This is a genomic window from Thermotalea metallivorans (assembly GCF_001562415.1).
Taxonomy (GTDB): domain Bacteria; phylum Bacillota; class Clostridia; order Peptostreptococcales; family Thermotaleaceae; genus Thermotalea; species Thermotalea metallivorans.
On record NZ_LOEE01000021.1, the window covers coordinates 76,975 to 98,455 of the forward strand.

The 21,481-nt window shown below is 38.6% G+C and carries 20 protein-coding genes; 18 read left to right on the forward strand and 2 right to left on the reverse strand.

Going from position 1 to position 21,481, the window contains the following annotated elements:
• Positions 1-14 precede the first annotated feature (14 nt).
• On the reverse strand, positions 15-659 hold the full coding sequence (locus tag AN619_RS04120) for a hypothetical protein (RefSeq protein ID WP_408645599.1): 645 nt from the start codon (positions 657-659) through the stop codon (positions 15-17).
• A gap of 112 nt (positions 660-771) precedes the next feature.
• Between AN619_RS04120 and surE the strand changes: the two genes are divergently transcribed.
• From surE to AN619_RS15845, 14 genes are all read left to right on the forward strand, one after another.
• A complete protein-coding gene (gene surE, locus AN619_RS04125) occupies positions 772-1,536 on the forward strand; it encodes a 5'/3'-nucleotidase SurE (protein ID WP_068555212.1) in 765 nt (254 codons plus the stop codon).
• A 219-nt stretch (positions 1,537-1,755) separates the two neighbouring features.
• Entirely contained in the window at positions 1,756-1,974 is a 219-nt protein-coding gene (locus AN619_RS04130) for a 4Fe-4S binding protein (protein ID WP_068555213.1), read from the forward strand.
• Positions 1,961-3,100 (forward strand): 2-oxoacid:acceptor oxidoreductase subunit alpha, encoded by a 1,140-nt coding sequence (locus tag AN619_RS04135; RefSeq protein ID WP_068555214.1) that lies wholly within the window; start codon positions 1,961-1,963, stop codon positions 3,098-3,100. The genes AN619_RS04130 and AN619_RS04135 overlap by 14 nt, the downstream gene beginning before the upstream one ends.
• 1 nt (position 3,101) lies before the next feature.
• Positions 3,102-3,923, forward strand: coding sequence for a 2-oxoacid:ferredoxin oxidoreductase subunit beta (locus tag AN619_RS04140; RefSeq protein WP_068555215.1), 822 nt, complete (start codon positions 3,102-3,104; stop codon positions 3,921-3,923).
• A 1-nt stretch (position 3,924) separates the two neighbouring features.
• The gene (locus AN619_RS04145; RefSeq protein ID WP_068555216.1) at positions 3,925-4,464 is read left to right on the forward strand and encodes a 2-oxoacid:acceptor oxidoreductase family protein; all 540 of its coding nucleotides are present in this window, start codon (positions 3,925-3,927) and stop codon (positions 4,462-4,464) included.
• Positions 4,465-4,491: 27 nt separating this feature from the next.
• Positions 4,492-5,364 (forward strand): MurR/RpiR family transcriptional regulator, encoded by an 873-nt coding sequence (locus tag AN619_RS04150; protein ID WP_068555251.1) that lies wholly within the window; start codon positions 4,492-4,494, stop codon positions 5,362-5,364.
• Positions 5,365-5,718: 354 nt separating this feature from the next.
• On the forward strand, positions 5,719-6,342 hold the full coding sequence (locus AN619_RS04155) for a histidine phosphatase family protein (protein ID WP_198153233.1): 624 nt from the start codon (positions 5,719-5,721) through the stop codon (positions 6,340-6,342).
• 14 nt (positions 6,343-6,356) lie between these two features.
• Complete coding sequence (locus AN619_RS04160; protein WP_068555217.1) at positions 6,357-7,583, forward strand: BaiN/RdsA family NAD(P)/FAD-dependent oxidoreductase; 1,227 nt, start codon at positions 6,357-6,359, stop codon at positions 7,581-7,583.
• Between the two features lie 29 nt (positions 7,584-7,612).
• A complete protein-coding gene (locus AN619_RS04165; RefSeq protein WP_068555218.1) occupies positions 7,613-8,077 on the forward strand; it encodes a hypothetical protein in 465 nt (154 codons plus the stop codon).
• 26 nt (positions 8,078-8,103) lie between these two features.
• Complete coding sequence (gene cmk / locus AN619_RS04170) at positions 8,104-8,763, forward strand: (d)CMP kinase (RefSeq protein ID WP_083524971.1); 660 nt, start codon at positions 8,104-8,106, stop codon at positions 8,761-8,763.
• Positions 8,764-8,890: 127 nt separating this feature from the next.
• Complete coding sequence (locus tag AN619_RS04175; RefSeq protein ID WP_068555219.1) at positions 8,891-10,888, forward strand: bifunctional 4-hydroxy-3-methylbut-2-enyl diphosphate reductase/30S ribosomal protein S1; 1,998 nt, start codon at positions 8,891-8,893, stop codon at positions 10,886-10,888.
• 268 nt (positions 10,889-11,156) lie between these two features.
• Complete coding sequence (locus AN619_RS04180; RefSeq protein WP_068555220.1) at positions 11,157-11,930, forward strand: CheR family methyltransferase; 774 nt, start codon at positions 11,157-11,159, stop codon at positions 11,928-11,930.
• 216 nt (positions 11,931-12,146) lie between these two features.
• Positions 12,147-12,779: a MerR family transcriptional regulator gene (locus tag AN619_RS04185; protein ID WP_068555221.1), complete on the forward strand. Its 633-nt coding sequence runs from the start codon at positions 12,147-12,149 to the stop codon at positions 12,777-12,779.
• 342 nt (positions 12,780-13,121) lie between these two features.
• On the forward strand, positions 13,122-13,265 hold the full coding sequence (locus tag AN619_RS15845) for a hypothetical protein (protein ID WP_157064896.1): 144 nt from the start codon (positions 13,122-13,124) through the stop codon (positions 13,263-13,265).
• Between the two features lie 172 nt (positions 13,266-13,437).
• Here the strand turns inward: AN619_RS15845 and AN619_RS04190 are convergent, their stop codons facing one another.
• A complete protein-coding gene (locus AN619_RS04190; RefSeq protein ID WP_068555222.1) occupies positions 13,438-14,631 on the reverse strand; it encodes a pyridoxal phosphate-dependent aminotransferase in 1,194 nt (397 codons plus the stop codon).
• 211 nt (positions 14,632-14,842) lie between these two features.
• Here AN619_RS04190 and AN619_RS04195 point away from each other — a divergent pair, with 211 nt between their 5' ends.
• The 4 genes from AN619_RS04195 (at position 14,843) to mutL (ending at position 21,472) form a co-directional block, all read left to right on the forward strand.
• Positions 14,843-15,022: an alpha/beta-type small acid-soluble spore protein gene (locus AN619_RS04195; RefSeq protein WP_068555223.1), complete on the forward strand. Its 180-nt coding sequence runs from the start codon at positions 14,843-14,845 to the stop codon at positions 15,020-15,022.
• Between the two features lie 136 nt (positions 15,023-15,158).
• Entirely contained in the window at positions 15,159-16,592 is a 1,434-nt protein-coding gene (gene miaB, locus AN619_RS04200; RefSeq protein ID WP_068555224.1) for a tRNA (N6-isopentenyl adenosine(37)-C2)-methylthiotransferase MiaB, read from the forward strand.
• 399 nt (positions 16,593-16,991) lie between these two features.
• Entirely contained in the window at positions 16,992-19,616 is a 2,625-nt protein-coding gene (mutS, locus tag AN619_RS04205; RefSeq protein ID WP_068555225.1) for a DNA mismatch repair protein MutS, read from the forward strand.
• An 11-nt stretch (positions 19,617-19,627) separates the two neighbouring features.
• Entirely contained in the window at positions 19,628-21,472 is a 1,845-nt protein-coding gene (gene mutL / locus AN619_RS04210) for a DNA mismatch repair endonuclease MutL (protein ID WP_068555226.1), read from the forward strand.
• The last annotated feature ends 9 nt before the right edge of the window (positions 21,473-21,481 follow it).

Here is a 21,481-nt window from a genome sequence, read left to right on the forward strand (position 1 = left end):
GGAGCTTTGTTCCTTTAGCATTGGTCGTGCAAGTATATGATATTCGGTCGATTGCTGATATATTTCAATACCTTTGCTGTGCTGTCCTTTTCAATGGGTTGTCCGCATTTTAGGCATCTGTAATTGGATTTCTTCAATACCCGATAGCTAGTCGATACAGGCAAAGCACCATATTTCTTCCAGCTTTTCCATCCGGTTTTGCATAAGATATATCTGTTCTCATAATCGGCATAAACCCATCTGAGCAATCGATGAAAATGAAAAGGATATTTTGTATAGCTTAAAAACTGCTTTGGCAGCCCTAGGCTGACAGCATAGCTCTCAAAGGTTGATTCTACGACAGTTTGCAAGGGTTCTCCTATGGAAGTACTGATAAAATGATAATGGTAGTCTTTTAACCAAAGCCGTACTTTATCAAACATATACCCTCTGCATATTTCAATTTTTTCTTCTTTGGAGACATTCAGTTTTTCCAGCAAGGATTTAGAAATTTCCACTGCATGGTCCAAGTAAACTTTTTTGTCAAATATGTCGGGTCTATATAGTTCCATGGGAATGATTTCATAATGATATTCACCTGTTTCTTTTCTCATAGCACCAATGCACGTTCCTCCGATTAAGCTGCCGCTTCCTGAATCGTCAATCTGAATCAAAACCATCACTCCTAATCATCATTCTAAAAAAATAAGTAATAATAGTATTTGTTTTATGATACATTACTATTAGAGCATCCTGCCATTTATCTTGCTGAACATTGAGGAGGTATATAAATTGAGAATATTAGTAACCAATGATGATGGCATCTATGCAGAAGGAATTTATAAATTAGCCTGCGCACTGGAAAAATTGGGAGAAGTTTGGGTTGTAGCACCGGATCGACAAAGAAGTGCTACTGGCCACGCCATTACCATGCATCATCCTCTGCGAGCTGAAAAAGTCAAACTGCTTCATACATCATTTCAGGCTTGGTCTGTGAACGGAACCCCTACAGATTGCGTAAAGCTTGCTGTTGAGGCCCTTATGGATCACAAGCCCGATATCGTTTTTTCCGGTATTAATAAGGGACCAAACCTTGGAACGGATGTACTATATTCTGGAACTGTATCTGCCGCCATTGAAGGCGCTATTCTAGGAATACCCGCTGTAGCTGTATCTTTGGCAGATTATCAGAACGTCTGCTACGATTATGCCGCCGAATTCTGTACCCTATTGGCAGATAAGGTCATAAACCATAGCCTTCCCCCCGATACGCTATTGAACGTAAATATTCCTAACACCACGAAAGAAAAAATAAAGGGTGTAAAAATTACCACTTTGGGTGTAAGAAAATATAAAAATTCCTTTATAGAGAGAATTGACCCCAGAGGGCAAATCTACTACTGGTTAGGCGGAGAAATTGTAGATCATGAAAATGGAGAAGGCACTGACATCCATAGCATACAAAATCAATACATATCCATTACACCGATTCACTTCGATTTAACAAAATTTGATCTCATTGATCAATTGCATCAGTGGAATATACAAAAGGCATAAAAATTCTATGCCTTTTATTTTTTTGAACAATAAAATTGCATAATAGAATACATATATAATGATAGACTTGAATGCTATCCTGCAAGTATATAATTTGAAAGAATTATTGCATCATCTCAAAGTTTTAGCAAAAAATGAATTATTTGTTGCATTATTTGCACATTTTTGGTATGATGGGAGAGAAAAGAAGATATATTTTTGTGAAGGGAGCAGACGATCATGGGGATCCAAAAGGAGAATCTTACTTTAAAGATAAAAAAAGAGTGGTGTAAAGGATGCGGTATCTGTGTTGCATTCTGCCCTAAAAATGTACTTGCGCTAAAAGACGAGAAAATAGAAATCGTAGATCCGGAAAAATGTATAAAATGCGGCTTGTGTGAATTACGCTGTCCCGATTATGCAATCTTTTTAGGAGGTAACGAAGATGAAGAAAAGTAATGTAAAGTTAATGCAAGGCAATGAAGCCTGTGTAGAAGGCGCCATTGCTGCCGGAATGAGATTCTATGCCGGTTATCCTATTACTCCTTCCACCGAAATCGCCGAAGTTTCTGCTCAGAAGTTACCTAGAATAGGTGGAAAATTTATACAAATGGAAGACGAAATTGCAGGTATTGCTGCTGCCATCGGCGCATCCCTGGCTGGTCTGAAATCCATGACTGCTACCAGTGGTCCGGGCTTTTCATTGAAACAAGAAAACATAGGATATGCAGCCCTTGCGGAAATTCCTATCGTCATCGTAGATGTGCAGAGAGGAGGCCCAAGTACAGGATTGCCTACTGCGCCTTCCCAAGGCGATATTATGCAGGCAAAATGGGGAACCCATGGAGATCATCCCGTCATTGCATTATCTCCATCTTCTGTAAAAGAAACCTTTGATTTGACCATTCGATGTTTTAACCTGGCTGAAAAATATAGAACCCCGGTATTTTTAATGTTGGATGAAGTTGTGGGACATATGAGGGAAAAAATTGAGATCCCAGATGCCAGTGAAATTGAAGTAATAGATCGATTAAAACCTGCTCCCGGAGATAAAAACTACTTACCCTATAAGGTTGAAGAAGGCCAAATCGTTCCTCCTATGGCGGCCTACGGGGACGGTTTTCGATTCCATGTAACCGGTCTAATGCATGATGAAAGTGGTTTCCCAAGCAATAGTTCGGAAGTGGCACATCATTTGATGACAAGACTGATGAAAAAGGTTGAGGATCATCTGGATGACATCATTACTTATGAGGAAAACAATATAGAAGATGCGGAAATCGTTTTATTGTCTTATGGCGGAACAGCCCGTTCTGCAAAAAGCGCCATGAAAAAAGCCCGTGAGAAAGGATTAAAAGTAGGACTGTTTAGGCCGATCACCATATGGCCTTTCCCTGAGAAACGAGTGAAAGAGATTGCAAAGAATGTAAAGGCCATTATCGTAGCGGAAATGAATTACGGTCAATTGGTATTAGAAGTAGAGAGGGTCGTCAAAGGAGCTACGGAAGTTTACCATGTTGGAAAAATTAATGGTGAAGTAATCACTCCTGATGAGATATTATCTAAAGTGGAGGAGGTAAAATAAAGTGTCAAGTCAATTGGTGAAGCAGTATTACAGAGGAAATAAATTACCCCATATTTGGTGTCCGGGATGCGGGCATGGAATATTGATGCGAGCAGTCACACAGGCAATTCACAATTTAGGTTTAGATAAGGATAAAGTATGCGTCGTATCCGGTATCGGATGTTCTTCTAGAGCTCCAGGATATATGGACTTTAATACCCTTCATACTACCCATGGCAGGGCCTTGGCTTTTGCTACCGGTGTAAAAATGGCCAGACCGGAGCTGGAAGTCATTGTGGTTACGGGAGATGGAGATGCAGCAGCCATTGGCGGCAATCATTTAATACATGCTGCAAGAAGAAATATCAATATTACAACGATCGTCTTCAACAATAATATTTACGGCATGACGGGAGGACAATATTCCCCAACGACACCAACAGGAGATTTGGGTACGACAGCTCCCTATGGAAATATCGATAAAAGCTTTGATATTGCAGCATTGGCTGCAGCAGCCGGTGCTACCTATACAGCAAGGGGAACAGCTTATCACGTCCAGCAGTTAATTAAACTTGTTGAAAATGCAATTCAAAATAAAGGATTTTCTTTGGTTGAGGCAATTAGCATATGTCCTACTTACTACGGCAGAAAAAATAAAAAGGGCAGTGTCGTTGATATGATGCATTGGTTAAAGGATCACGCCGTCGATGTGAAAGCAGCGCAAAAACTTCCTCCTGAAAAACTGGAAGGCAAATTTCTAATTGGTGAATTTAAAAATGTGACTGAACCTGAGTACACAGAGGAGTATCAGAAAATCATAGATAGATTTCAAAAGGAGAGATAGTATGGAAAGACAGATTGAAATAAGACTAACCGGTTCAGGCGGACAGGGACTTATTTTAGGTGGAATCATACTGGCTGAAGCGGCTTTGCTGGATGGAAAAAATGCCATACAATCCCAATCCTACGGTCCGGAAGCCAGGGGCGGCGCAAGCAAAGCCGAAGTGATTATTAGTAATGATGAAATCGATTATCCCAAGGTGGAGACGGCAGATCTTTTGTTAGCATTGACACAGGTTGCTTGCGATAAATATGCCGTTACAGTAAAAAAAGACGGTATACTGTTGGTGGACAGCACAGTAAATATCCCTGAAGGCATCAAGGCAGGAAAGATTGTTCAAGTTCCAATTTTGCAAACAGCAACAGAAGTTGTGGGTAAATCCATGGTTGCAAATATCGTTGCCATAGGAGCGATCCAACAACTGTTGAATATCGTCACCAAGGAATCTCTTGAAACCGCTGTTCTGAATAGAGTACCCAAAGGAACGGAAGATTTAAACCGCAAGGCACTGGCAGAAGGCTATAAACTAGTGGAAAAATATTAGTTGAAAAAAGCAAAAGGGGTAATTGTCATGAATGATGATGGGAAGGATTTAATAAAAACAATTCAAAGAAGTTATCCCAGATTAAGCAAAGGACAAAAACTGATCGCTGAATTCATTACAAAAAATTATGACAAAGCAGCTTTTATGACAGCAAGTAAGCTGGGTAGCAAAGTGGGAGTAAGTGAGTCGACTGTAGTGCGGTTTGCAAACGCTTTGGGATATGACGGGTATCCCAAATTGCAAAGGGAATTGCAAGAACTCATAAAAACCAAGTTGACAACTGTTCAAAGATTGGAGATGTCCAAGGATTACACCAATGAAGGAGCTGCTTTGAAGAAAGTCTTAAAAGCAGACATGGATAATATTCGGGCGACCATCGAAGAAATAGATTATGAAGTGTTTCAAAAAGTAATCAATTGCATATTTAATGCAAAAAGAATCTACATCATTGGTTTGAGAAGCTCTACTGCCCTAGCGGAATATTTAGGCTTTTATTTGAATTTGATTCTTGACAATGTAAGGGTAGTTACGTCCGGAGTCAGTGATGTGTTTGAGCAACTGCTGAGGGTAGGAAAAGATGATTTGGTCATCGGCATAAGCTTTCCCCGGTATTCTTCCACGACACTAGATGCTTTGTTATATACGAAGGAACAAGGAGCCTTGGTTGTAGGGATCACAGACAGTCAAGTATCTCCTATCGCATCCATAGCAGATTACACCTTAACTGCCAGAAGCAATATGGCATCTTTTGTTGATTCACTGGTTGCACCTTTAAGTTTGATCAACGCTTTGGTTGTTGCTGTTGGAATGCGGGAAAAAGATGAAATCAGTAGTACCTTCAACAAGCTGGAAAGCATATGGGAAAAACATCATATATACAATAACAAAAATAAACCCTAGACTTGATAAACTACGAAATGATCCCTAGTTTTAACTTGTAGACAACCCCTTGAGATTTGGCTTCCTACTCAGACCTGCGCCGCTTTTCTAAATAAAAAAATGAGGAAAAAAGCGGCTTGCTGATTCGCGACGAAGCCTAAATCTCAAGGGGTTCTTACTTATCCCATTACTTTTTCTACAGACTGAAACTACGGAATGATCCGTAGTTTATTTCTATGTGATCCCACTGGCATATCGAATGAAATTCGAAAAGATTGCGTTTTATCTTGTGAGAATATGGGGAAAATGTATATAAAGATTCTTGTTTTGTCCATTTAATGATATAATAAATATGTTATGCAAAGGGGGGAATTGATGCACATGACAAAACTATATTTGATCCGGCATGGTGAAACTGCGTGGAATGCCGCATCGAGGGCTCAAGGATCTCAAAATATTGCCTTGAGCGAAAATGGCAGAATGCAGGCAAAATTACTTGCAAATCGCATGAAAAATTATCCTATAGATCATATTTACAGCAGCGATTTAGACAGAGCCTACGAGACTGCAAAAATTATGGCCGAACCCTTGGGGCTGCCAGTAGAAAAAATAGAAGGATTTCGGGAAATGTGTTTTGGAGAATGGGAAGGGTTGACCCATCATGAAATCCAATCCAAATATGATGAACATTACAGTGTATGGCGAAGCAAACCCCATGAAGCCTATATTCCCGGGGGAGAGAAGTTGATTGATGTTCAAAAAAGAGGTCTTAGGGCCTTGCATCAGCTTGTAGAAACCCATAAGGATGAAAACATTGCAGTAATTTCCCATGGTGTTGCTATAAAAGCAATTTTATTAGGGTTGATGGATATAGATCTTTCTTATTTTTATAGAATCAGACAAGACAATACATGCATCAATCTCGTTGAATTTACGGATTACGGGCCTGTCATTGTCACTTTAAACGATACCTCTCATATTGAAAGTATGAAACCATAGAAGGTGATGGACCAATGGAAAAGATTGTTGTTATCGGCGGCGGTGCTGCCGGTATGATTGCGGCCGGTACTGCCGCATCCAGGGGAAAAAAAGTAATCTTATTAGAAAAAAACGACAGACTGGGAAAAAAGATTTATATTACGGGAAAAGGCAGATGCAATGTAACCAACACGGGTGATATTGAGGATCTCCTCAATCATGTTACGGAAAATAAAAACTTTTTGTATAGTGCATTCTATAGTTTTTCCAATGATGACATCATCCGTCTGTTGCATCAATATGGGACGCAAACAAAAGTAGAAAGGGGAAATCGTGTATTTCCTCTATCGGATAAATCCAGTGATGTCATCAAAGCCTTAACAAAATATATGGAATCCAATCAAGTGGAGATCAAGCTAAATACCGAAGTAAAGGATATCATCGTAAACAACGGTGCCATTGCAGGAGTTGTATTGCAAGATCATAGGATTCTTTCTTGTGACAAGGTGGTCATTGCAACAGGCGGTCTGTCTTATCCTTCCACAGGGGCCACAGGAGATGGATATCGTTTTGCGGAGAAAACAGGCCATGCTGTTACTCCTCTAAGACCCGCTTTAGTCCCTTTAGAAATTGAAGAAGAGTGGGTAAAGGATTTACAGGGCCTGTCTCTGAAAAATGTTCGTCTGAAGGCTTATATAAACAACAAGGAAATTCATACCGAATTCGGTGAAATGCTCTTTACTCATTTTGGTATTTCCGGCCCCATTGTATTATCTATGAGCAATTATATCCATAAATTCCTCGAAAAGGATAAAGTTCTACTGACACTGAACATGAAACCAGCATTAGATGAAGATACTTTGCATAAGAGGGTGCAGAGGGATTTTGAAAAGTATTCTAGAAAACAATTGAAAAACGCATTAGATGATTTGCTTCCCAGCAAAATGATTCCTGTGATTGTCCGCTTATCCCAGATTCCTCCGGAAAAATTTGTACATCAAATAACAAAGGAAGAAAGAAAAAGATTAATTTCTTTGTTGACGGACTTAAAGATGCATGTCCTTCAGACAAGACCTATCAAAGAAGCCATTATTACATCCGGCGGTGTCAGTGTAAAAGAAATTCATCCGTCCACGATGGAATCTAAAAAAGTTTCCGGATTATACTTTGCAGGTGAAGTGATCGATGTGGCAGCTTTGACCGGAGGCTACAATTTGCAAATTGCTTTTTCAACGGGGTATTTGGCAGGAATCAATGTATAAGGTTAGGAGGAATCCTTGGAGGTGGTTGGATGTCAACAAATGTAAATCATACGGTCAAGAAAATAGAAAAGCTATTTTTTTATTTGGCCATCGTAAGCTTTTTTTTGCTTCTCATATTTCAAATCCTTCATATTGCCAATGACCGTTTAATTCCTTTGAATGATAAATCACTTCGAAAGGATAACATCTATAGTACAAAACCTGTTTTTTCTGCAGCTATGCTCACGTTGCAAATTGATGGCGACAAGGACAACCCTTCCCTAAGTGTTTTTGTGAATGGGGAAGAGTACGGCAGGTTCATCCACAATAAAATTGATCTTATTGTAAGGGATGGAGATGTAATTTCCATCAAAGCACCCCATATTTCCAGACCGCTGAAGATACAGGTATTGAATACAACCAAAAATTTGATAACCCCTCGGATCAATGATGCATTGATGATAAAAAAAGACTGGAATCATCTATGGACAATCCGGTTAGACACTGATTTTTAAAAGTATGAAAGTGGAGGATTTAAAGGATGAATTTGAAGAACATCAGTATAGCAATCGATGGCCCGGCTGGAGCAGGCAAAAGTACAATCGCAAAGCTGATTGCAAAGGCCATCCATTTTACATATATCGATACCGGTGCAATGTATCGGGCGATTACTTTAAAAATTTTGCAGGAGCATATTGATTGGAAAGACGAGATACAGCTCAAAAAACTTCTGGATCATACAAAAATTGATATCATTCAAGGCAACGTTTTTTTAGACAATCGGTTGGTTACAGAGGAATTACGAAGTCCAATGATCAATCGTTGTGTTTCAGATGTAGCAAAAATACCGTTAATTCGTGAAAAAATGGTAGAGCTTCAGAGAAAAATTGCCTCCGATAAAAATGTGATTATGGACGGGAGAGATATCGGAACCACTGTGCTTCCGAATGCCACATATAAATTTTTTGTTACTGCCTCCTTGGAGGAAAGGGCAAAAAGAAGGTACAATGAATTACAAGAGAAAGGTTTTCCTCAGTCTTTGGAAGAAGTAAAGCTAGAAATCCAACAAAGGGACAAAATCGATTCTGAAAGAAAAGTTTCCCCCCTACGGAAGCATGAGGACGCTATTTTCATCGACACAACAGGTATGACCGTAGAAGAAGTAATCGACAAGATATTATCTTATATAAAAATAGCATAATTCCCACAGCTTCCTATAAATTTGCATCAAATTGTATGGTCTGTACAAATTCATAGATTGGAAAGGCAGGAATTTCATCATACGATGTAGAATTTAAATAAAACCCCAGATAGGAGGTATACTAATATTGGAAATCATCATCGCAAAGAAAGCAGGTTTTTGCTTTGGCGTAAAAGAAGCCATGAATAAAGCTTTTGCTGCAGCCAATCAAATAAAAGATCGGCCTATCTATACCTATGGTCCTCTGATACATAATTCGCAAACAATCGATAAATTAGAGTCCATGGGCATCCGATCTATAGAGGATATTGAAAAACATCCCAATAGCACTATCATTGTCCGATCCCATGGCGTTCCTCTATCTTTCTATGATCTGGCTGATCGATATGGTATTGAAATCATTGATGCCACCTGTCCCTTTGTCAGAAAGGTGCAAAAAATAGCCCGGGAATATTATTTGAAGGGATATGCCATCGTAATTGTGGGTGATCCAAACCATCCGGAAGTTATTGGCATTCACGGCTGGTGTGAAAATAAGGCATCTATTGTACAAAGGGAGGAGGACATAGACCAGCTTCCCCATCATGATAAAGTTTGCGTGGTCGCCCAAACAACCATTACTCAGGAATTATGGGATGCAATCACAAAAAAACTCGAAGAAAAGGCCAAAATCCTAGAAAAATTTAATACCATCTGCATTGCCACAAAGGATCGGCAAACGTCCTGTGCTGAACTGGCAAAAGCGGTTGATGCTATGATCGTTATTGGTGGTCATCACAGTTCCAATACACAAAAGCTTGTTCAAATCAGCAAAAAGTATTGCAAAAATACTTTTGCCATAGAAACTGTTGAAGAATTGCCAATGGAGGAAATAAAAAATTTGAATAAAATTGGAATAACAGCCGGAGCTTCTACACCGGACTGGATCATTAAGGAGGTTATTGATAAAATGAGCAACACAGATCAACACAACAATGAAATGATGCATATGATGGAGGAAATTGAAAATTCCTTGAAAGTGCCCCGCAGAGGTCAAACCGTAAAGGGCAAGGTAATCCATGTGACGGACAATGAGATCATGGTAAATATAGGTTACAAATCCGATGGGATTATCCCTAAAGAAGAAATTTCCAATGACCCTTCTGTGAATCCTCAAGATATTGTAAAGGAAGGGGATGAAATAGAAGTATATGTGTTAAAAACGGACGATGGAGAAGGCAACCTGCTTTTATCGAAAAAAAGGATTGATGCGGTAAAGGGATTGGAAAACCTGGAACAAGCCTATCGTGATGGACAAATCCTAACAGTGAGAGTCGTGGAGGTTGTTAAAGGTGGCGTCATTGCCGTATATAAAGAAATCCGAGGGTTTATCCCGGCTTCTCAGCTGTCCGACAGTTATGTGGAAGATATGCAAACCTTTATAGGAAAAACATTGGATGTAAAGATCATCGATTTCAATAAGAGTAAGAAAAAAGTTGTTTTCTCCCGCAGGGTAGTCATACAAGAAGAAAACGAGAGAAAGAGAAAGCTCTTATGGCAAAATATTGACAAAGGCAGCGTTATCGAAGGTGAAGTAAAAAGAATTACGAATTTTGGTGTCTTTGTAGACATCGGGGGCATCGACGGATTGATTCATATCTCTGATCTTTCATGGGGAAGAGTGAACCATCCCAAGGAAGTAGTGCAGATTGGAGATAAAGTAAAGGTAAAAGTCATTGATTTGGATCAAGATAAAAATAAAGTATCATTAAGCTTGAAATTAATGACGCCGGAGCCATGGACCACCGTGGAGGAAAAATATCATGTGGGTGACATTGTTTCAGGAAAAGTTGTAAGACTCGCTGATTTCGGCGCCTTTGTGGAACTTGAACCTGGTTTGGACGGATTGGTGCATATATCTCAAATTTCCGACAAACATATTGCCAAGCCTTCTCAAGAGGTACATGTGGGTCAAAATGTATTAGTAAAAATACTAGAAGTGAATAGAGAGGCGAAACGCATCAGTTTGAGCATCAAAGAAGCAAATGCAGAAACATTAAATGAACAAGTGGTGTTGCCGCAAAATGATGAACCGGTTACCATCGGAGAGATTTTAGAAGAAAGAACTCTTCCGCTGGAAGATTAATCGAAGGATTTGTTGATATATAACCAAAGGAATAGGAAAACCAAACTTTTCCTATTCTTTTTTCTTGCATAATAATTCTAATTTTGCAAACAATAAAATTGACCTCACATAATACGTTGAGACCCCCTTTACATTCTTTAGACTGTGAAATTTCACGGTCTTTTTTTTTATCTTGGTTTATGCTAAAATAGTAATTATTATTGGTAAATTTTGCAGTTGAAAAGCTCTTAATACCATCAAAATAAATTTTATTTAAAGGGGACTCCATATGCAGAATTACGAAAGATTTAAAGAACAAATTTATCGAAAAACAGGGATTAATCTTTCATGTTACAAAGAAAGACAAATGAAGAGGAGAATAGATTCTCTCATCAAGAGAAATAATTTTGATACCTATGATGACTATTTTCAAGCCATCAGCAGAGATAAAGCCTTATTCGATGAGTTCATCAATTATTTGACCATTAATGTTTCTGAATTCTACAGAAATGCCAATCAATGGGATATTTTAAAGAATGATATTTTTCCCGAACTGCTGAAACACTCAAAACATCTGAAGATATGGAGCGCTGCATGTTCCACAGGTGAAGAGCCTTATTCCCTCGTTTTGGTCTTAAGTCAACTGCTTCCACTGAATTCTATTAAAGTATTGGCGACAGACATTGATAAGGAAGCCATCAATAAAGCCCAAATCGGAATCTACTCTGCCAAAAGTATTGAAAATATCCCCAAGGATTTGGCACATAAATACTTTGTAAAAATCGGCGATTCCTATAAGATATCTGACGATATTAAAAAATGTGTGGAGTTTAAACAACATAATCTTTTAAGCGACAAATATCCGGATCAATGTGATTTAATTGTATGCCGAAATGTAATGATCTATTTCACAGAAGAAGCAAAAGAAGAAATGTACAGAAAATTTCACGATGCATTAAAGGATCATGGAGTATTATTTGTAGGCAGTACGGAACAAATCATTTTGCCTAATCGTTATAATTTGACAGCATTAAAAACCTTCTTCTATAAAAAAAGCCGATGAACAAAAGTATATAACCTTTTTACATAAAAAAATAAACAATGATCGGTATTCGACAGGGAATCGATCATTGTTTATTTTTGTTTTTTTGTTATATATTTTTGCGCATTTCACATATATGCGTAGAATAATGACCGAATTTGCTATGAAAAGTTTTGATTCAAGAGAGGATTTAGAGAATACAATAAAGAATTAAATAGAAACAAGGGAGGGGTGTAAGTGATTGATATAGATAGAGAAAAACATTATTCCATCGCTGAGGTAAGCAAAATTACCGGTTATGACAAACATGTATTAAGATTTTACGAAAATGAGTTTAATTTTCAAATACCAAGGACAAGCTCCAATCGCAGATATTATACATACAAAGAAATTGAAAAGCTCTTATACCTGAGGGAACTTCAAAATAAAGGACTGACCAATAAACAAATCAAACTGATTTTTGAATCTCCGGAAATATTCATTCGCCCCAACGCAGAAACGGCATTAGCTGCAAAGGAAAATATGCCTGCTGCCCAAGAAAGCACCACCTTTTATCCGAATATCGTGAATGAATTATGCCAGAGGATCAACGAAGCTATTCACTTTAGCCTGCATACGCAGCTTGCAGAGGCAAAATCAGAGATTATTCATCATTTTGATGAAGTTATGAACAAAACCGAACAGGAGGATGGGCAAGTTTATAGAAAGGAAAAGGATATTTTAATTTGTGAAAATGCACGATTAAAAATGAAACTCAAAGAAAAATCTTATGAAGTAGCTGAACTAAAGGAAAAAATTAAGAGATTAAATCATCAAAATCAGCCTTTTTGGAAGAGGATATTTTCTTTTAAAAAAGACATGGCATTATAATGGATGCCATGTCTTCGTTTTTAGACCAACCCTTGAGATTTGGCTTCCTGCTCAGACCTGCGCCCCATTTCTCCAGTCACCAGCTGCCAGTTAGCGGTTAGCAGTTGGCAGTAAGCTGTCAAAAGCTATTAACAATCATTCACTGTCAGCTATAAACTATAAGCTATTCGCCAGCAGCTAGGGCTATTGGCGAAGAAGCCGAAATCCCAAGGATTGTTTGTACAATCATCTTCATTCCCCAATGCAATTATTAGAAAATTTATTGTATACAATTGACAAGTTTGTATACTGGTATTATAATATGTATATATACTATTTTGCAGACAATAGGGGGAATTGAACATGAGAGAGCACAATCACAATGTGGAAGTAATGAATAATTTGAAAGAGTGTGGAATGATTACCTGTATTCATTGTATCGGCGGATACTGCAGCAACACCATCGGATGTGAATTGTACGAGAGACATTTGAAGCAAGAAGATTAATAGGAATGATAACGGCAAATAAAAATAACAAAGTCTTCCATTGGAAGATGTAAAGGAAGACTTTGTTGAAACCCATGACGGAAATTATGACTTATACACAATTTATAAAAGTACATTATTTCCTATGTGTTATAAAAGCTTCCGATTTGTTTGATCGAAAGCTTTTTTTTATTTACTTTTTCTTAGGATATTTTTCTAAAGCTGTCTTTAAAATTTCCATAGATTTTCTTAAATCATGCTCATTTAGAATATATGCGATTCTGGCTTCATCTTTTCCTAATCCCGGCGTTGCATAGAAACCTTCTGCAGGAGCCAGCATGACGGTTTCTCCATTTAAATCAAAATCTTTTAGCAGCCAAATCACAAACTCTTCTGCATCTTCCACAGGAAGTTTTGCAATCACATAAAATGCCCCTGTAGGTTTCTCACAGATGACACCGGGGATAGAAGTAAGCCCTTCATATACAATATCCCTTCTCTTTTGATATTCTTCCAGCACTGCTTTAAAATAATCATCGGAAACTTTGTATAGTTCAACAGCCCCAATTTGATCTAAGGTTGGGCAGCATAGCCTGCCTTGACACAGTTTCAGAATTTGCTTCATCAATTCTTTGTTCTTGCTTAAAATAGCGCCAATTCTTGCCCCACAGGCACTAAATCTCTTAGAAACGCTGTCTACAATAATCACACGGTCCTCAATTTCTTTTATGTTGCCGAAGCTTATATATTCAAGATTATCGTAAACGAATTCTCTATATACCTCATCGGCAATCACGAAAAGATTATGTTTTTTGGCAATATCTGCAATCAAGTTTACTTCTTCTTTTGTATAAACAACCCCAGTAGGATTGCCCGGGTTTGAAAGAAGAATTGCCCTTGTTCTCGGAGTAATCACCTTTTCGATTGTTTCCCTAGACGGCAGATGGAAGCCTTCCGATGCATAGGTAGTCACTGGGACAACGTTTACTCCTACGGCTGCCCCAAATCCGTTATAATTTGTGTAGAACGGCTCGGGAACAATAACTTCATCTCCATCGTCAGCCACTGCGATTAGGGCAAATAACAGGGCTTCGCTACCGCCATTGGTAATTAAGACTTCATCCTTTTCAAAGGTCATATTGTATTTTTTATAGTATGTAATTAATGCATCAATGAGTTCAGGAATTCCTTGAGAAAATGTATATGCCAGCACCTTCTCATCGAATTTTCTGACTGCATTCATAAAGTTTTCCGGCGTCTCAATATCCGGTTGTCCGATATTCAGATGATAAACTTTTTTGCCTTGTTTCTTTGCATTTTCAGCAAAAGGAACTAATTTTCGAATCGGTGATTCCTGCATGGCCACGATTCTTTTCGAAAAGTTCATGGAAACTACCCCCTACTTTTTAAATGTTATAAAAATTACATCTTTATCATACCACAAAACATTATAATTATGTAGTATATTTGTATTCAAAGTTGTGAATTATTTATCATGTGTTTTTCTTGGATTTTTCCCTTTTTTTTAGTATTTTGACGAGAATTAGCAATATATTTTTTTGTTATTTTGACATACTATTGTTAAGAGGTGATAGTATATGGCAAAAAATAAAAGTATCGTGCCGGAAGCAAGAGTTGCCCTAGATTCCTTTAAAGAAGAAATTGCTCGTGAATTGGGCCTCGAGAATTTTACCTATGCGGGCTATGTAGGCGGCAATATGGTTAGGAAAATGATAGAAACTGCTGAAAAAGAACTGGCTGAAAAGAATAGGCAATAAAATAGTCCTGATTTATCAGGATTATTTTATTGCCTATTCTCTTTATGATGTATACACCAATAAATAAATATTTGATATAATAAAGCTTGTATGATGGCAGAATAATAGTAAAAAACCTTTCTAAGGAGGAATTATTTTGAGCAAGCGAAAGCAAGTTGAAGTATCTACAGATGATTTATTAAAACAACAAATTTATATAAATGAAATACGTCAAGAAAGTGATGAATACTATGCTTCCACTGGAAGAAAAAAAACCTACCATATCGTTACCTACGGCTGTCAGATGAATGAGCATGATTCTGAGAAACTGGCGGGCATGTTGGACAAAATGGGCTATGAAGAAACCAATTGCCTTGAAAAAACAGATTTAGTCATTTATAACACCTGTTGCGTAAGAGAAAATGCCGAATTGAAAGTCTATGGCAATTTGGGACAACTCAAACCGTTAAAAAAAGAAAACCCTGATATGGTCATTGCCGTATGCGGTTGCATGATGCAGCAGGCCCATGTAGTAGAAGAGATAAAAAGAAAATATAGCCATGTAGATTTGGTATTCGGTACCCATAACCTGCATAATTTTCCACAGCTCTTAGCCAACTGCAAACAATCGGACAGCATGCTGGTAGAGATATGGGATGAAGAAGGGAAGGTTGTAGAAGGCATTCCTGTAATCAGAAAGTTTGGCCTAAAATCTTTTGTCAATATCATGTACGGATGCAATAATTTTTGCACATATTGCATTGTCCCCTATACACGGGGCAGGGAAAGAAGCAGAAAACCGGAAGATATTATTCGTGAAATAAAAGAACTGGTAGCAACGGGAACAAAAGAGGTAACTCTATTGGGGCAAAATGTAAACTCTTACGGAAAGACCCTGGACGAAGTTATAGAATTTGCAGATCTTTTGTATAAAATCAATGAAATCGATGGCTTAAAAAGAATACGTTTTATGACATCCCACCCGAAAGATTTATCTCCCCGTCTCATCGAAGCCATGAGAGATTGTGAGAATATCTGCGAACATATTCATTTGCCTGTCCAAGCAGGCAGCAGTCGTATTCTGAAGAAAATGAACCGGCATTATACGAAGGAACAGTATTTGGATCTAGTATATAAATTAAAATCTGAAATTCCCGGCATCACTATTACTACAGATTTCATCGTAGGGTTTCCCGGAGAAACAGAGGAAGATTTTTTAGAAACATTAGATCTAGTAAAAAAAGTTGAGTATGATGCGGCCTTTACATTCTTATACTCTATCCGTGAAGGCACACCGGCCGCAAAGTACGAAGATCAAATTCCAGAGGAAGTAAAACATGCCCGTTTCAACAGGCTTTTGGAAGTATTGAATGCAATCGTAGGAAGAAAGAACGCCCAACTGAAAGACACTATCGTGGAAGTACTGGTAGAAGGGGAAAGTAAAACCGACAGCAGCAAGTTAATGGGTAGAACAAGAACCAATAAGCTAGTGAACTTTTCAGGCCCCAAGGATACGATAGGGCAACTGGTTCAGGTAAGAATTACGGAGCCAAAAACCTTTAGCTTGAACGGCATTTATATAAAACCATAGGTTAGTGGTTAGCAGTTAGCAGTAAGCCGTCAGAAACTATTCACAACCATGAACTATAAGCTATTGGCCAGGAACCATTGACGATGAAGGCGAAATCTCAGGGCTTTATGAACATTGAACATCGTATTGCTTTGTCTTCAGTCTGAAACCAAGGTTGCCCTTGGTTTTATAGGGTTTATGGTATAATAAAAATATAGAAATACGATTCTAAAAATCAATCTATACTTTTTTGAGGAAAAAATTTTTGTGCAGTAAGCACCTTGTTGCCAGTTAGCAGCCATCCGGTGTCAGTACTGGTAACTGGCAACTGGTAGCTGTTCCAGAAATATAGCTTTTGCACAGATTGAATTCTAAAGTTGCAAGCCTATAGCATCACATGATTAGGGGGAGAAAGAATCAATGGAAAATCTAACTCCAATGATGAGACAATATCTAGATTTAAAAGAGCTATACAAAGACTGCATATTATTTTTTCGCCTGGGGGATTTTTATGAAATGTTTTTCGAGGATGCAATCACTGCATCAAAGGAGTTAGAAATTACCTTGACGGGTAGAGATTGCGGTCTTAAAGAAAGAGCGCCCATGTGCGGCGTTCCTTATCATTCTGCCGACAGCTATATTGCAAAACTCATTGACAGAGGGTATAAGGTGGCCATATGTGAGCAAATTGAAGATCCTTCCGCAGCCAAGGGAATTGTGAAAAGGGATGTGGTAAGAATCATTACCCCCGGTACTGTCATCGATCCCCATTTGCTGCAGGAAAAAGAAAATAATTATATTATGGCCATATACTGTAGCAAGGAAGGAATTGGCGTCTCCTTTGGAGATATATCCACAGGAGAAATGAGAACTACAGAATTTTTCGGCCCCAAAGCACCATGCAGCTTGCTTGATGAGATCGCTAAAATTAGTCCCAGGGAAATCATCTTCAACAGTCTTACATATTTGGATCATCCACTGGAATCTGAAATAGTAGCCGTTGTCAATACAAATCTGTATCTTTTCGATGCATGGGCTTTTGAAAAAGATTATGCCCAAAAAAAAATCAAGGATCATTTCCATCTTCTTGCCTTGGACGGATTAGGCCTGGCAGACAAGGAACTCAGCGTTGCAGCCACAGGAGCTCTTCTGGAATATTTGCAACAGACGCAAAAGAATAGTTTAAAGCATATCCATCAGGTACGTTATTATACCATAGAGCAATTTATGATCCTCGACAAATTTACCCGGAGGAATCTGGAACTGACGGAAACCATAAGGGATAAAAGCAAAAAAGGGTCCTTGCTTTGGGTAATGGACAAGACCAATACGGCCATGGGGGCCAGGATGTTAAGAAGGTGGATAGAAGAACCCTTGCAAGATGTAGCGTCCATTCAATCAAGATTGGATGCAGTAGAAGAATTAAAGGTAAATTTATTAGCCCGGGAAGACTTAAAGGAACTGCTGGGTCAAGTATATGATTTGGAACGTTTAGTTGCCAGAATATCCTATGGCAATGCCAACGGCAGGGATTTAATTTCATTAAAACTTTCTCTTGAAGTCCTGCCTGAGATTAGGAAAATCTTAAGCAATTTAAGCACTTCCAGATTAAAAAATATATTGGATCATATAGATCCTTTGGAGGAAGTTAGAAATCTAATTGATGAGGCGATTGTCGATGATCCCCCCCTTACCATCAAAGAAGGAGGGATCATCAAGGATTCATACCATCCTGAAATAGCATCGCTGCGAGAGGCAATCACCAACGGAAAATCATGGATTGCTAGCCTTGAAAGCAAAGAACGGCAGCTAACGGGTATTAAATCCTTAAAGATCAGTTATAATAAGGTGTTTGGTTATTTTATTGAAGTTACCAAATCCAATCTCAGTGCTGTTCCCCAACATTATATGCGGAAGCAAACCTTGGCAAATGCAGAGAGGTATATTACACCCGAGCTGAAGGAAGTGGAATCCAGAATTTTAGGCGCAGAAGAGAAGATAGTTGAGCTTGAATATCAGGTTTTTATTCAGATTAGGGAGGAAATCGGAAAGCATACAAAGAAGATTCAAGATACCGCCACGGCTTTGGCTGCACTGGACGTTCTTGTTTCCTTTGCTGAAATCAGCGATAAATTCGGCTATACAAAGCCCGTCATCACAGAAAAGGAGGAGATTCATATCATCAACGGCCGACATCCTGTGGTGGAAAGAACCATGCCTTTGGGTATGTTTGTAGCCAACGATACATTGCTGGATTGTAATGAAAACCGCTTTGCCATCATCACAGGACCCAATATGGCGGGAAAGTCCACTTACATGCGGCAGGTTGCCCTGATCGTTCTTATGGCACAAATAGGTTGTTTTGTTCCTGCGGACAAAGCTGCCATAGGAATCGTGGATCGAATATTTACCCGGGTAGGTGCTTCCGATGACCTTTCCCAGGGCCAAAGCACATTTATGGTAGAAATGAGCGAACTGGCAAATATCCTGAACAATGCCACAAGAAAAAGCTTGATTATTCTCGATGAAATCGGACGGGGAACCAGCACTTATGATGGCCTAAGTATTGCCTGGGCTGTCGTGGAGCATATCAGCAATTATGAAAATATCGGTGCGCGGACGCTCTTTGCCACCCATTATCACGAACTGACGGAACTGGAAGGTATATTGGATGGTGTAAAGAATTATTGCATTTCTGTGAAGGAACACGGAGATGATATTATTTTTCTGCGTAAAATTATACGGGGTGGAGCAGACCAGAGTTACGGAATCCAAGTTGCAAAGCTGGCCGGGATTTCCGAAACAGTTATCCACCGAGCAAAGCAAATTCTTGAAGATTTGGAAGCCCATGATATCAATCGGTCAAAACCAACCCTATGGAAAAAAAAGCATCCGGAAAAAAACAGTCAAGAGCAACAGTTGGATCTGTTTACTTATCAGTATGAAGGTGTTATCAATGCACTGAAAAAAGTCGATATTATGAATATGACACCCATGGAAGCCATGAATTGTTTGTATAAGCTGATCAATATGATGAAAAATTGAAGGTGAAGCCTATGATAAATCCTATTATGAGGTTAGACCAACTGACTGCCAATAAAATTGCCGCAGGCGAAGTGGTAGACAGGCCTGCATCTGTTGTGAAAGAATTGGTAGAAAACTCCATTGATGCCCAGGCTACATCCATCATTGTAGAAATAAAAGATGGAGGAAAAACATATATTCGCGTTACCGATAATGGCACTGGCATCAACGAATCGGATATTGAACTGGCCTTTGAAAGGCATGCCACTAGTAAGATCAGGAATATTGAGGATCTGGATGCTATCCTGTCCTTAGGCTTTAGGGGTGAAGCCCTTGCCAGCATTTCAGCCGTTGCACAGATTGAACTCATGACAAAGACAGAGGAGATGGAAACCGGGGTATATCTTGAAGTCCACGGTGGGAAAATTATATCCCATAAAAAAATCGGCACTTCCAGAGGAACAACCATGATTGTAAAAAATTTATTTTTTAATACTCCTGCCCGCTTAAAATTCATGAAATCACAGACAACGGAAACAGGCTATATCAGTGATATTTTAAACAAACTGGCCATGGCTCACCCCAATATAGCCATGCGCTTTATCAATAATGGCAATATTGTTTTTACCACCCCCGGTTCGGGAAACGTTATACACAACATCACCAATATTTATGGAAAAGAATTGGGAAAAAGTATGTATCATGTAAAAAAAGAATACCAGCATATTGTATTGGAGGCCTTTATTTCAAAGCCTTCTATCCATAGAGGTAATAGACAACTGCAAGCCTTTTTTGTAAACGGACGATATGTGAAAAGTACCCTATTGCAAAATTGCGTAGAAGAGGCTTATAAAACCCTTCTTCCAATCAACAAATATCCTATCTGCTTTTTATACTTATGGATTCCCCCTGAATCCATCGATGTAAATATTCATCCTGCAAAAATGGAAATAAAATTCAGCAATGAAGAATTGTTGAAACAATTTATGATAAAATCTATTAAGGAAGCATTATACAGGCAAAATTTAATTCCTGAAATATCCTTTGAAAAAAAGGAACACAAGGAAACTCTCCCCAGCATTCCTATGGATATGCCACCCATAGAAAATGCCGATGCCAGCCCTCCTGCAGCAGTAAAAGAAGTCATGACATCTATCGCATATCATGAGGATAATTTGCCTGTTTATACAAATAATAATGGAAGGAAAGATTTGGCTGTTCATAGACAAGAAGAACAAATACGAGTGCCTGACTTCCAGCATCAAGTTTCACCTGCGTCTGTCTCTGCATCCAATGGAATCAATCCCATGGAAATCAGGATTATCGGCCAGATTTTTCATACTTATTTCATCGGTGAAAATGGTCAACATATGTTTTTGATTGATCAACATGCAGCCCATGAAAGAATCTTATACGAGTGGATGTCCGAAAAGTTTAAAAATCATGCCGTAGCCATGCAGCAATTGCTGGTCCCCATGGTCATAGAATTTTCTTTTGGTGAGTGGTCATGCATTAAAGAAAATATGGAGTTTTTTCATCGGCTTGGTTTTCAGATTGAAGAGTTTGGGCAGCATTCCATTTTGATTCGTGCCGTTCCCATGGTCATGGGGGAACCGGAAGCAAAAAGCTTTTTTATGGAGGTTGTGGATCATCTTGGGAAGGATGTGGAACATCCTTCGGATTTCAAAATGGATCGAATTATTTCTATGGCATGTAAAGAAGCGATAAAAGCAAAGGATAAACTGGATATCATAGAAATAAATGAAGTGATGAAACAATTGAGTCGCCTTGAAAATCCTTTTACCTGTCCCCATGGACGACCTATTATCATTTCCATGTCAAAGTATGAAATTGAGAAAAAATTTAAAAGGGTATAAAGGAGGAAA

What these genes read in the sequence shown, in the direction of transcription:
- cmk (WP_083524971.1), top strand. Translation starts at nt 8,104, where the DNA reads ATGAATTTGAAGAACATCAGTATAGCAATCGATGGCCCGGCTGGAGCA.
- AN619_RS04180 (WP_068555220.1), top strand. Translation starts at nt 11,157, where the DNA reads ATGCAGAATTACGAAAGATTTAAAGAACAAATTTATCGAAAAACAGGG.
- AN619_RS04195 (WP_068555223.1), top strand. Translation starts at nt 14,843, where the DNA reads ATGGCAAAAAATAAAAGTATCGTGCCGGAAGCAAGAGTTGCCCTAGAT.
- AN619_RS04155 (WP_198153233.1), top strand. Translation starts at nt 5,719, where the DNA reads ATGCACATGACAAAACTATATTTGATCCGGCATGGTGAAACTGCGTGG.
- AN619_RS04145 (WP_068555216.1), top strand. Translation starts at nt 3,925, where the DNA reads ATGGAAAGACAGATTGAAATAAGACTAACCGGTTCAGGCGGACAGGGA.
- AN619_RS04135 (WP_068555214.1), top strand. Translation starts at nt 1,961, where the DNA reads ATGAAGAAAAGTAATGTAAAGTTAATGCAAGGCAATGAAGCCTGTGTA.
- AN619_RS04160 (WP_068555217.1), top strand. Translation starts at nt 6,357, where the DNA reads ATGGAAAAGATTGTTGTTATCGGCGGCGGTGCTGCCGGTATGATTGCG.
- mutS (WP_068555225.1), top strand. Translation starts at nt 16,992, where the DNA reads ATGGAAAATCTAACTCCAATGATGAGACAATATCTAGATTTAAAAGAG.
- AN619_RS04165 (WP_068555218.1), top strand. Translation starts at nt 7,613, where the DNA reads ATGTCAACAAATGTAAATCATACGGTCAAGAAAATAGAAAAGCTATTT.
- mutL (WP_068555226.1), top strand. Translation starts at nt 19,628, where the DNA reads ATGATAAATCCTATTATGAGGTTAGACCAACTGACTGCCAATAAAATT.
- AN619_RS15845 (WP_157064896.1), top strand. Translation starts at nt 13,122, where the DNA reads ATGAGAGAGCACAATCACAATGTGGAAGTAATGAATAATTTGAAAGAG.
- AN619_RS04190 (WP_068555222.1), bottom strand. Translation starts at nt 14,631, where the DNA reads ATGAACTTTTCGAAAAGAATCGTGGCCATGCAGGAATCACCGATTCGA.
- AN619_RS04150 (WP_068555251.1), top strand. Translation starts at nt 4,492, where the DNA reads ATGAATGATGATGGGAAGGATTTAATAAAAACAATTCAAAGAAGTTAT.
- AN619_RS04120 (WP_408645599.1), bottom strand. Translation starts at nt 659, where the DNA reads ATGGTTTTGATTCAGATTGACGATTCAGGAAGCGGCAGCTTAATCGGA.
- AN619_RS04130 (WP_068555213.1), top strand. Translation starts at nt 1,756, where the DNA reads ATGGGGATCCAAAAGGAGAATCTTACTTTAAAGATAAAAAAAGAGTGG.